Source organism: Bartonella sp. AP57NXGY, assembly GCF_042195805.1.
GTDB lineage: Bacteria > Pseudomonadota > Alphaproteobacteria > Rhizobiales > Rhizobiaceae > Bartonella.
Genome location: NZ_JBHIOZ010000010.1, coordinates 9035 through 20496, shown reverse-complemented (window position 1 = coordinate 20496; position 11462 = coordinate 9035). Strand labels below are relative to the sequence as shown.

At 36.7% G+C, this 11462-nt stretch carries 4 protein-coding genes; 3 read left to right on the top strand and 1 reads right to left on the bottom strand.

The genetic code is table 11. The features are described 5' to 3' along the window. Positions 1–729 precede the first annotated feature (729 nt). Entirely contained in the window at positions 730–1635 is a 906-nt protein-coding gene (locus ACFIL8_RS02755) for a transporter substrate-binding domain-containing protein (RefSeq protein ID WP_375632130.1), read from the top strand. Positions 1636–1646: 11 nt separating this feature from the next. Here the strand turns inward: ACFIL8_RS02755 and ACFIL8_RS02750 are convergent, their stop codons facing one another. Next, positions 1647–3179 (bottom strand): YifB family Mg chelatase-like AAA ATPase, encoded by a 1533-nt coding sequence (locus ACFIL8_RS02750; protein WP_375612798.1) that lies wholly within the window; start codon positions 3177–3179, stop codon positions 1647–1649. 408 nt (positions 3180–3587) lie between these two features. Here ACFIL8_RS02750 and ACFIL8_RS02745 point away from each other — a divergent pair, with 408 nt between their 5' ends. Then, a complete protein-coding gene (locus ACFIL8_RS02745) occupies positions 3588–5552 on the top strand; it encodes an autotransporter assembly complex family protein (RefSeq protein ID WP_375628501.1) in 1965 nt (654 codons plus the stop codon). Beyond that, positions 5552–10210: a translocation/assembly module TamB domain-containing protein gene (locus ACFIL8_RS02740; RefSeq protein ID WP_375668159.1), complete on the top strand. Its 4659-nt coding sequence runs from the start codon at positions 5552–5554 to the stop codon at positions 10208–10210. Before ACFIL8_RS02745 ends, ACFIL8_RS02740 begins: the two co-directional genes overlap by 1 nt. The last annotated feature ends 1252 nt before the right edge of the window (positions 10211–11462 follow it).

Here is an 11462-nt window from a genome sequence, read left to right as displayed (position 1 = left end):
GAGGAAAATATAAATGCGTAAATGTAAAAACACGTTTCCACGATCATCTTTTATATTCAACTTTACAATTTAAAAAAACGTCTACGGTGATGTTTTTGAATAATGAGGGTAATGACGAATTATCTTACGCTTTTGTTTCTTGCATTCTCGTGAGGTTGCATCGCTCATTCAAAACAAAACGCCATTGTACTGTTTATTCACGCGCTTTTTTAAGGAGCATCTCTCAATGTTCCCAAACTCATTTTACAACGATGTTTGAATAGTATAACGCAAAATACCCTGTGAATACTACAAGATTTATGTCCCCCATCTTTCCCATCGTGACAATAAAGTGCAAATCAGAATCATCATTTTATTTTTCAGCTCTTAAATGTTGATGCAACCTTAATGTTGAGAAAACCCTCGGCATTTGAGGGGTATTTTTACTCTTTTCTTCAATATATCTATATACTTCCCAGGTTGTGATACGCAAGGAAATGGTCTTAATATTTTAAGATACGCAATAAAGTATATACAGCTTATTTCTTATATTAAAAAATTAAATCGCTTTTCTCTAAAATTACTTTTTATATATTCATTTTGGAAAATTAACATCAGAAATCTAAGCATTTTCAATGGTTTCAAAAATAGCAAGAATTTTATTTATTAAACGCCAGATATTTTGGTGAAGTGCGTTAGATAATAGTTAAGAAGTGTTGCATCTTAGTTTTGAAAAATGGGGGAGAGATTTTGAAAATAAAAAAATCTATATATGTGAAACATCTTCAATTGCGTTTACAGTACTTTTTATTCAATAATCCATACAATATTTTTATTCGTATTTTATTTGTAGCGGGGGGGGTTCTATTTTCCTCTTACGCAGAAGCTGAAAGGTTGCCTTCTTTTTTTGATTCGCATGAACATTTGGTACAACCTGATACAACGGATATCTTTCGTTTGCGTTTTGTAACAACTTTTGATTTTCCTCCTTTTAATTTTATTGATCAATCGGGGTATCTTGCAGGTTATAATATCGATTTATTGCGTGCTATTTGCTCAAAATTAAAATTAGAGAAGCTTTGTGAAATAGAAGTGATTCCTTGGAAAGAGCTTGTAGAACATGTTAAAAATGGTGGTGCAGAAGTCATTATTGCGGGTTTAAAAGAAACAAGTAAAACCCAGCAAGATCTTGTTTTTACAAAGTCATATTTGCGCTTTCCAGCGCGATTTGTTGCTTCTCGACGTTTAAATCTCGATGAGCCAATAAGCGATCAATTGATACATTTAACCAGTGGTGTTTTGTCTAAAAGTGTTCACGAAAAACTCTTTCAATATTATTTTCCTAAAGCCAAATGGCAAGGGTTTAAAAAGAGAGAAGAGCTCTATAAAGCATTACAAGAGCGTAAAATTGACCTTATTTTTGATGATGGATTTGCTTTATCATTATGGTTCAAAAAACAAAAATCTGTTGATTGCTGCCATTTTGTTGGGGGGGCATATATGGCGCCACAGTTATTGGGGCAAGGAATGCAGCTTGCTGTTGCAAAAAAGAATGAAAAATTGGTTGATATACTCAATTATGCGCTGAAATCTCTAGAAGAGGATGGTAAACTTACAGAACTTTATTTGCGTTATTTTCCAATAAGTTTTTATTGATGAGTAGTTTTTTAATTAAGGGCTGTTAATCTTTCTGCGCCTAGTCGATAGGAAATAGCTTCTGCGAGATGATAGCGTGAAAGAGTATCTGATCCGTCAAGATCAGCAATTGTGCGTGCAACTTTGAGAATGCGATGATAAGCGCGTGCGGAGAGGTGCATTTTTTCACTCACATCTCGTAAGAGTATGGTCGCACTTTTATCAGGAATGGCAATCTGTTCTATAATTTTGGCAGGGCAATCGCCATTGGTACGAATATGATCAAACCCCATTGTTGAAAAACGTTTAGCTTGAATGGTACGGCACCGTGCGACGCGTTTGGCAACGTCGCAGCTTTTTTCTGATTGTTCTGGTTGCATAAGGTCCATAGCCGTCAAAGCAGGGACATCAATCCGTAAATCAATTCGGTCAAGCAGAGGACCAGAAATACGGGACTGATAATCGATTTGACAGCGTATCCCTTTAGGGCAAACATGGTCTTTTTCGCCTGCCATACCACAACGGCAAGGATTCATTGCGGCAATAAGTTGGAAGCGAGCAGGATAGCTAATATGGTGATTAGCGCGGGCGATAACTGACTCCCCACTTTCTAAAGGTTGACGAAGAGAATCAAGAACCCGTGGAGAAAATTCAGGCAATTCATCAAGGAATAACACACCATTATGAGCAAGGGAGACCTCTCCCGGTCGTCCTTTAAGCCCTCCACCAATCATTGCGGCCATGGAAGCAGAATGATGTGGGGAACGAAAGGGGCAATGAAGTGAAATGGTATTATGAACCGTTTCTCCTGTAATAGAAGCAATCAGAGAGACATCTAAAAGCTCACGGCTATCAAGAGGTGGCAAAATGGAAGGTAAGCGTTGCGCTAGCATAGATTTTCCAGCACCAGGGGGACCTACAAACAAAAGGTTATGGCGTCCAGCAGCACAAACTTCTAAGGCACGTTTGGCTGTTTTTTGTCCTTTGATTTCGCAAAGATCTGGAAGTTCAGTTTCGATAGTATATTGGCGCGGTTGTGGACGTTTTTGAATTTGGGTTCCTTTGAAATGGTTGACTATAGTGAGCAGAGTCTCTGGGGCAAGAATATTTATTTCTGCATTTGCCCATGCTGCTTCAGGTCCACATTGGAAGGGACAAATCAGTCCTTTATCGAGTGATAAAGCTGTCATGGCAGCTGGTAAAACACCATTAACGGCGGTAAGTGAACCATCCAGTGATAATTCTCCTAAAATGACATAGTCTTGAGCTACTTCGGGAGGGAGGATTCCCATAGCAAGCATTAAGCCTACGGCGATTGGCAAATCATAATGCGATCCCTCTTTAGGCAAATCAGCTGGTGCAAGATTAATCGTAATTCGTTTAGTAGGCATAGAAAGTCCACAAGCGTGGAGGGCTGCTTGTACACGTTCACGGCTTTCTGCAACTGCTTTATCAGCTAATCCAACAATAGCCATTCCTATTTTACCAGACGAAATCATAACCTGTACATCGACAGGGACTGCTTCTAGACCGCGAAAAGCAACAGTTGTAATACGTGCGATCATTTATTTATTTTCCCCCTTTAGACTTGGTAGAGACAATCATATCTATTTATAAAAATCAAGAAGCATCTCTATAGCTTTTTTTATAGAGAGAACTATATACGTGGGCAGTTTTTTAGCATTCCCATGGAAAGTCATTTGTACAAATTTAACCATGATGATATGGGACGCAATAAAACATTTATAATAAGCTAAATAAATATGTTAAGAAAAAAAGAATGAGGCTGTTCGTGTTATACAACAGTGCAAAATTTTATGAAAATATAAGGGGAGGATAACGTTATGTATCGCAGAGTGTTATTTGATGTGATAAAACGTGTAAAATGTGCAAAGTAATTATATTTACCTTTCTTATTTTTATATTATTTAAAGCGTAGTAGATGCAAAGTGTATTATAAGGTATCTGATTTTATGGTATACCAGACAAGAATTTTGTTAAAATCAGGGACTGTGCGCTGTGTATTTATAGGCTTGTGTTTTACTTTTTCTTTTCCACAGCCACTTGCTGCATTTGATTTTTTCGGCATCCCTTTTTTTGGTCAAAAGAAAACAAATTCTTCTTCACATTATACCAAAAGTACAGAGAAATTTTATAAAGTTGATGTTGTTGCACCGCCAGGTGCACCATTAGAAGGTATAAAAATAGTTAAATCTGTTTCTTCTCTTGTTGCTGATAAAGAGAAAGCATCCGCCAGTTCTTCTGGTTTGCTCGCCAAGGCGCGTTCAGATTATCGAGCAATTCTTTCTGCTCTTTATGCTGATGGACGCTATGGTGGTGTTATTAGTATTAAAATTAATGGCTTAGAAGTCGCTGATTTAAGTCCGGTAACTCAACTTCCAGCACAATCGAATATCGTTATTACAATTAATGCTGGTCCACAATATGTTTTTAGTATTGCCAATATTGATAAAGTAGCTCCGTTTGAAAAACGTAAAGCGCATAAAATGCCCACAATTGAAGAATTGGGCTATAAATTTGGGGCTATTGCTAAATCTGAAACCATTTTGAAAGCAGAAAAATGGGCGATAGAAGGATGGCGGCAACAAGGTTATGCTAAAGCTAAAATTATGAAGAGTGAAGTCGTGGCTGATCATGCTACATTGCGTGTTGAAGGACGGATTGTTGTTGGTCCTGGACAAAAGGCTTATTATGGTCCTTTAAGTGTGCGTAATATAAGTAAGAAACCACGTGTAGATTCAGCTTATATCGCGTGGATGACCGGATTGAAACCAGGGCAGATATACGATTCTGATGCGTTAGCTAAGGCAAATGAACGTCTTGCGCGCCTTGGTGTTTTTCGTGCTATCAATATACGTGAGGCTGATACTATTAATCTAGATGGTAGTTTACCGCTTGCACTTGTTGTACAAGAACGTAAACCGCGTCGTTTTGGTGTAGGCGGTAGCTATTCAACTTTAGACGGTGCTGGTTTTGAGACTTATTGGATGCATAATAATCTTTTGGGTCATGCAGAGACTCTTAAAATTGAAACAAAAATAAGTGGTGTTGGTAGCAATAAAAAGCAATCATATAATTTTAAAAATTTTGATTATCTTTTCGGTGGTACATTTGTAAAGCCCGGTGTACTCACGCCAGATACAGATTTCAGATCAGAATTAAAAATACAACAAGATGTTTTAGAAAATTATACGACAAAAGCCATCAAAGGAAAATTAGGTATTACGCATATTTTTAATGGTAATCTATCGGGACAGGCTGCTGTAGAAGTTTCAAATGGTTATTCACGTGATATCTATTTTGGGAGCCGTAATTTTACAACAATCGGTTTCCCTAGCGGCTTGATTTACGATAGTCGTAATAATAAGTTTAATGCAACAAAAGGTTTATATGGTGAAGTTTTCATTGAGCCTTTTTATGAGATGCGTTTTAGCAACTTTGTTGCAAAAGTAACAGCAGAAGGTCGTTCTTATTGGGCGTTGGATGAAGGGGATCGTTTTGTTGTTGCTGCGCGGGCAAAGCTTGGTACAATTCTTGGGAATGATACAGCACAAGTACCCGCAAATACGCTTTTTTTTGCTGGTGGTGGGGGCTCTGTTCGTGGTTATGCTTACCGTAATATTGGTATCAAAACAGAAAATGATGGGGTTGTTGGTGGACGGGCGCTTATTGAGGGGTCAGCAGAATTGCGTGTTTCTTTAAATGATAAAATAGGGTTTGTCAGTTTTCTTGATGGAGGTTTAGTAGGGAAAAAGGCGAATTTTGATTTTTCTCAAAAAATTAAATGGGGAGCCGGTATAGGAGGTCGTTATATGACGGGTCTTGGTCCTTTACGCGTTGATTTAGCCTTTCCTTTAAAGAGAGAGAAGGGTGACCCTCGCATTGGTTTTTATGTGGGTATAGGGCAAGCATTTTAATGAAAAAAGGTGTACGTTTATCAGCTTTCTTCTTTGTATTTTTGTTTTTTGGGGTGGGTAGTTTTGTTTTTGCGCAAAGAGGAGACATTCTTCCCTCTAGCGAAATGAAAACAGATGATCGCTCATGGTTTGTTTCTTTAATTGAACGAAAGCTTTCAGCGCCTAATCGTCAAGTTCGTTTACACAATATGCAAGGGACACTGTCTTCTCAAACATCAATTGATACTATTACTGTCAGTGATAAAAAAGGGGTTTGGCTTAAAATTACCAATGCTAAAATGGATTGGAATCGTCTAGCGTTGCTGAGAGGGCGGATGGATATTAACCAGCTTTCGGCAGAACAGGTTACATTTTTACGCAAACCGCAAGGCAATTCTTCTTTTGTTTCTTCCCTTGAGACTGGTAAATTCTCTTTACCAAAATTACCGCTTGCTCTTTCTATCAATACGCTTACAGCTCAACATGTGACATTTGAACAGAATCTTTTTGGTTTTTCTGCTGATATGTCCTTAAAAGGCAATTTCACCTTGGCTGGTGGTAATTTTGATGTCGATATAGCGGCGCATCGTTTAGATGCACCGGGTTCTTTTTCTGTTCTCACCAAGATATCTGATAGTAATCGTACAGCTCAAATTGATATTTCTGCTAACGAACCACAAAATGGTATTTTGGCGAATATTTTTAACATTGAACAACGTCCAGCATTAAGTCTCGTCGTGAAAGGTGATGGTACTTTTGATGATTTGGTTATCAAACTTTCTTTAGAGTCCGATCATCATTCTATTTTAGATGGTAATGTTATTCTTGCAAGTGTTCCAGAAGGACAGAGTTTTTCTACGAAATTAGAGGGAACACTGAGCCCTTTAATACCTGTTCAATATCGTAGTCTCTTCGAATCTGATATAACATTAAAAGCAAAGGCAAGAAGAACAAAAGAAGGTGTGACACACCTTGATCAGATGGTTATTCAGAACAAAGCAATGAATGTTATAGCCAATGCTGAAATAACCGCTGATGGATTCTTGCGACGGCTTTTTGTTGATGGCAAAATGGCTCTTGATAACGAAAAGAAGTCTATTCATTTACCTATATCAGAAGTGCCAAAACCTGCGAATACTCTTGCTTTGAACATTGACTATGGTCGCGAAGGTCAACAATCTTGGAATGGGCGGTTGGTTGTAAATCATTTAAGCAATAAAAATATTTATATTCGCGATGCAATTTTTGATATGGGAGGAGTAAGCGAAAATCTTGATAATGCAGCTTCTCGTCATGTTGGTGTTCAGGTTAAAGGGACGCTTCAAGGGGTTAAAAAGATTAAGGGAGCGTTAGTAGAAAATTTAAGCCAAGCGGTTCATGTGCATTTAGATACGGATATTGTTTCGAACAAACCAATTTTGATTCATGATCTGAGTGTTACGGCTCAGGGTTTTTCTTCTTGGTTAAAAGGGACAATGGAGAATTTTGTTTTTAAAGGCGATCTCGGTTTAAAAGCTCAAACATTAACTCCTTTGGAAGTGTTCAGTAAACAATCACTTTCTGGTAATGCAGATATTAAAGCCAAAGGAACGATCAGTTTATTGAGTGGCATTTTTGATCTCCAATTATCAGGAATGGCTGACGATATGAAAATAGGCGTGCAGTCTTTTGATCGTTTATTCAAAGGAAATACTACTCTTTCAGGTGGCACTGCTCGAAATACAAAGGGCTTCACTTTACGTCATTTTAATTTGAAAAATCAATATACAAATATAGAGGCTAATGGTTATTTTTCAGATGAAAGCGCTAAAATGGATCTATCTGCTCAAATATCTGATTTGTCCAAATTAGACTCAAAGATAAGCGGTGCACTTACAATTCAAAGTACGGCGAGAGGGCGCAATAGCCATATAAAACTAAATACACGTGCCCATATTTCTGAAGCATTAATTGTAGGGAAGAAACTTCAAAACACAACATTTAACATAGATGCATTTGTAGATAATACAGCACCAGTTACTTCTTTAACAGGGGTGGTAAAAGGTGAAGGAATTTTTGCTAAGAAACCTTTGCATTTATCGGCCTCTTTTGAAGATTCTCATAAAATTCGAAAACTTGAAAATATCGATATTAGAGGGGGAAGTGCAAAAATAACGGGTGATCTTTCTCAACAACTTGGCGGTTTTTTGAAAGGAGCGCTGCATATTGATGCCGATGATATTTCCGTACTTTCAGCGTTATTTTTGCAGGATGGTAGTGGAAAAGTAAAAGGAGATTTTATTTTTGATGAACAAAATGGCAGACAAAAAACCAATGTGAAGGCGCATGTTAACCATTTGAATTTTTCCAAGAATAAAATAAAAAAATTGGCAATAGATGCTGACATATTCGATCCTTTTGGCATGACTCAGTTTGAAGGAGTTATCAATGCAGAACATATTCAAACACCTTTGGTAATGGTCAATCGTTTAAATGCTCACGCTGATAGGAATAATGGACAAACGGTTTTTACTGTCCAGGCGATGTTGCATGATACTCTCAATACAAGGCTTTCTGGTCGTTTAATGGTTGAGGAACTTCCAGAAAGTATAAAACGAGAAGTGCAAATTGAAGCTGTGGACTTAAAACAACATACTTTTCATGCAACATTGCCGAAGCCATCTATAATTTCTTTTGATAAAGATGGAATGACAATCAATGAATTAGGAATTGCAATAAATGGAGGCAACATCATTTTAGCAGGAAATATTCAAGATACCCTGAATTTACAACTTACAATGAATGCGCTTCCTGCTGCTTTAGTCAATCTGTGGAAATCCGATCTTGGAGCAGCAGGGAGTGTAACAGGGCAGGTTATGATTCGTGGTCATTTAAAAAAACCTGATATAACTTACGATATAAAAGGTGAGGGACTGACAACCGTTGCTTTTCAAGATAAAAAAATTATGCCTTTTTCTCTTTCTGCTACGGGAAATACTGTAGATCAAAATCTTACTTTGAATGCAAATTTAACAGGAGAAGGAGTACAAGCACAAGCTCAGGGGCGTGTATCTCTAGAGAAAAATGCGCTTGATCTTCATATTAATTTGCAAAATTTATCTGCACGTTTGGCGAATGGTTTTATTGCAGGACAAGCGCTTGATGGGACAGTGATAGGTAAAGTTGATATTGGTGGAACAATGAAGGATCCATCTGCTCATTTTGAGCTTTCTAGTCAAAATTTAACCGCTATGACGCATAAAGGACCGATGTCAATCAATATAAATGCTCGTGGTTCTTATAAAAAATCGACATTTCATATTGAAAATATGATAGCTACTGGAGATAAAGGATTAGATCTTTCCATCCATGGGCCTGTATCTCTTAATGGTTCAGAGGCAAAATTAAACGTTAAAGGGATAATGCCTCTTGATTTTGTTAATCTCTTATTAGCTAAGCGTGGTGCACATATAACGGGTACAGCAAGAATTGATACAGCTCTTAATGGGTCATTATCAAAGCCACAATTAATAGGAAATATTTCTATAGGCGACGGTAGCTTTTTTGATTCACAAACAAATGTAGGATTAAATAATATAACGATTGAAGGCAAATTGAAAGGTGATCATATCCTTATAGAAAAAGCTTCAGCTTCTTCGTTTGAGGGGGGAGGAATTTCTGCTTCAGGTCGTATCTCTAATGGTCTAGAGACAGATTTGATATTTCATCTTGATAATGCCAATTATAATGATGGTTCTATGATTCTGGCAACATTATCAGGTGAGATGACAATGACAGGTCATTTTTTAAATAGTCTTGTTCTTGGTGGTGATATCATCGTTGAAAAAGCTGAAGTTTTTGTTCCTGATCATTTTAAAAGTGCCAAGTTTCTTGATGTTAGAAATAAGAATTTAACTAAATCGATTCAAACAACACTTGAACGTGCTGATGTTAAGAACACGAACAAAAGCAAAAGCCGTATAGTTACACAAGAATCTTCATCTGTCGTGCTATCAAACATGCGTATTACAGCACGCAATCAATTTTTTGTACGCGGAAAAGGCTTAGATGCTGAACTGGGAGGACGCATTAATCTAGCAGGTCCATTGAATGATGTGCATCCAGTTGGTGAATTTAGAATGATTCGTGGACGTTTTGATATCTTGTCGCAACGTCTTAATTTTGATCAAGGACAAGCGAGTTTTAGTGGTAATCTTAATCCTACGGTTTATTTTGTAACCAACAATAACAGTGGTGATATTCGCGTCACTGTAACTGTAAGTGGGACGGTTGATAATCTTGATATTAATTTTTCATCACAACCAAATTTGCCTCAGGATGAGATTTTGGCGCGTTTGATTTTTAAACGCTCTCTTAATGAATTATCACCATTTCAGATTGCTCAACTTGCAGCAGCAGCGGCTGATCTTGCAGGTAGTTCTAATACATCTTTGTTGAATACTTTACGAACTAAAATTGGACTTGATGATCTTGATGTTATCGTTAATGAGAAAGGGAATACAGGCTTACGTATTGGACGCTACATACACAATAATATTTATTTGGGCTTTGAAGCAGGGTCTGATGGAACGACGAAAGGGACAATTAATTTAGATATTTCGCGTCATCTCAAAGCTAAAGGTGCCATAGGAAATGAACAAAATTCTAGTATAGGTCTCTTTTATGAAAGAGATTATTAAAGATTGAATTTTAAAAAAACAATTTCTTTGTTTTTTGTCTCTCATTTCTAAATCTGAGGAAGGAGGCATAGACTAGAAATCCTATAAAAGAAGAAGCTTTTTGTTGAGGCGTGAAGAGATATATCTGAAATATTTGATTTTTGTTATGCTATTCTCTAAAGGGACAAAATCTTCACGAAAGATAGTATGTTATTTTGCTGCTATATATTTATTTTAGAGAAATACCTTACCTTGTTTTCAAGCCCATATCGTGCTGTTGCCTAAAGAATGTAGTGTGTGCAATATATTGATTTATAAAGATAATTTATTGTTATTCAACTTGAATTAGAACTTTGAATATCGTACGAATCTCTTTCGTATTGAATCAATCAAAATCATTCGGCTTGTATGCTACAAGCGGAGAATCCTGTGTGGATAAAACTATTAAGAAATAACTAAAAATGCCTCTTATGAATCATCTCGAGAGCTAAGAGCTGTCGCAACATTAGGGACTGGCAGAATAGTGTGAGTGGTGTCGGCTTGTTACTCCATAAGCGTAAAGATAGAGGGGGTTAATGGATTTATCGTTATACAATTCACGAATGTTATTGCGAATGGGCTTAGGGAAGACTTTGAGAGAGGTCTCTTTAAAACAAGTACGTGAATTTGCAACACAATGGCATTCTGTTTTTACGTGAAGGACATGATTCCATTAAAGACCGTCAAAAACGTGAGGCAAGCAGAGAATTCATAAGATATCGATTTTATTGTCAAACGCATTTAAAGCAATATTTTTTAATAATAAAAATTACCTATTATTTTAGATTTTGTTTATTGTGTCTGGAATAAGATCACTTTTCTTATAACGAATAGCTCCCCAAACAGAATACTCCAAAATATAACATTATTGTGTTGCAAGTTTATGTACTTGTTTTAAAGGAACATTTCTCAGTGTGCGCTTGAGTCTATTTCATAAGATTGCTTGTGAAATGGTATAAAGTATCTCTTATGAATGGTATAAAATCTACACTACCGTTATTAATAAAGGTATAAGTATTTACTAAAGCTATAAGCCGGCATTATCATTCTATTTTCCAGCTTCTCATGTTGCTGACAATCTTTTCACTTGAAAGTGTAGAGGTATTTTTATTGCTTATCTTAAGAGTTTTTATGCATATACCAATATCTCTTATGACGTACAACAAGCGCTTTTGATTGATTCATCATAAATATAAAGAAAATTTGCAATAAGCAAATTACATCTTATCTTTTG